Raw genomic sequence first — 1,331 nt, forward strand, 5'->3', positions numbered from 1 at the left:
GCGTCTTCAGGCCGGGCAGGCCCCACAGGCAGGCCGCGGTCACCGCCGCGTGGATCACCGAGCCGGCCATCGACCCGGACTGGTCGACGAGCAGGCCCGGGGTCCGCGCGAAGGTCCGCGAGCTGACCGGCGAGCTGGAGAAGCTGACCGACGCTGTCCACCGCGACGAGGTCCTGCGCGCCGAGCAGCGGCTGCGGCTGGAGACCCTCGAAGCCAAGATCGCCGAAGACTTCGGCATGGGCCTGGAGGACCTCGTCCGCGAGTACGGCCCGGACGTCCCGGTCCCGCCGAGCGCGGGCGAGATGGCCGAATACGAGGCGGCCAAGGACCGCGGCGAGGACGTCACCCCGCCGCCGCCGATGCCCTACGACCGCGACACCCAGGCCCGCCGCGCCAAGCGCGCCGAGAAGGACCTTTCGCTGCTGGGCAAGGTCAATCCGCTCGCCCTCGAGGAGTTCGCGGCGCTGGAGGAGCGGTACAAGTTCCTCTCCACGCAGCTGGAAGACCTCAAGGACACCCGCAAGGACCTCGAAGCCGTCATCAAGCAGGTCGACGAGAAGATCCTCGAGGTCTTCGCCTCCGCGTACGCGGACGTGGCCCGCGAGTTCGAGACGGTGTTCGGCGTGCTCTTCCCGGGCGGCGAGGGCCGGATGGTCCTCACCGAGCCGGACGACCTGCTGGCCACCGGCGTCGACGTCGAAGCGCGCCCGCCGGGTAAGAAGGTCAAGCGGCTGTCGCTGCTGTCCGGTGGCGAGAAGTCGCTGGTCGCGGTGGGCATGCTGGTGGCGATCTTCCGCGCCCGGCCCTCACCCTTCTACGTCATGGACGAGGTCGAGGCCGCGCTCGACGACACCAACATGCGCCGGCTGATCGGGCTGCTGGAGCAGCTGCGCGACTCGTCGCAGCTGATCATCATCACCCACCAGAAGCCGACCATGGAGATCGCCGACGCCCTCTACGGCGTCAGCATGCAGGGCGACGGCATCACGAAGGTGATCTCGCAGCGCCTGCGCTCGACCGAGGAAGAGCCGGTTCCGGTCAGCTGATCTCGTCCTCGCGCGGTGCGCGGCGGTCTTCGCCGTGCGCGCGGGGCTCGTAGTGGCGCAGGTCGTTGCCCATCCACTGGGCGTCGCCGATCCGCGGCCGGCGTCCGCGTGGCGTGAGCATGCCGCGCTTGACGCCCCGCTTGCGGTCGGACCGGTCCATGACCAGCGCGACGACGAGCACCACGGCCAGGACCGCGCCAAGCCCGATGAAGAACCCCATGTGACCCCCTGTCCCGCTCCCAGGCTACGGGAAAGCGCCCCAATGTGGCGTTCGGTGCGTCCAAC

2 protein-coding genes are annotated in these 1,331 nt (G+C 70.2%); one reads left to right on the top strand and one right to left on the bottom strand.

The annotated features are described in order from the left end of the window. The coding region (locus ACWEVN_RS47905; RefSeq protein ID WP_452055719.1) for an AAA family ATPase at window positions 1–1,046 on the top strand (1,046 nt) is incomplete at its 5' end. Here ACWEVN_RS47905 and ACWEVN_RS47910 read toward each other — a convergent pair. Further along, on the bottom strand, window positions 1,039–1,266 hold the full coding sequence (locus ACWEVN_RS47910) for a hypothetical protein (protein WP_452055720.1): 228 nt from the start codon (window positions 1,264–1,266) through the stop codon (window positions 1,039–1,041). The genes ACWEVN_RS47905 and ACWEVN_RS47910 overlap by 8 nt on opposite strands. Window positions 1,267–1,331 lie beyond the last annotated feature (65 nt).

The sequence above is a fragment of the Amycolatopsis sp. NPDC003861 genome (assembly GCF_053605405.1).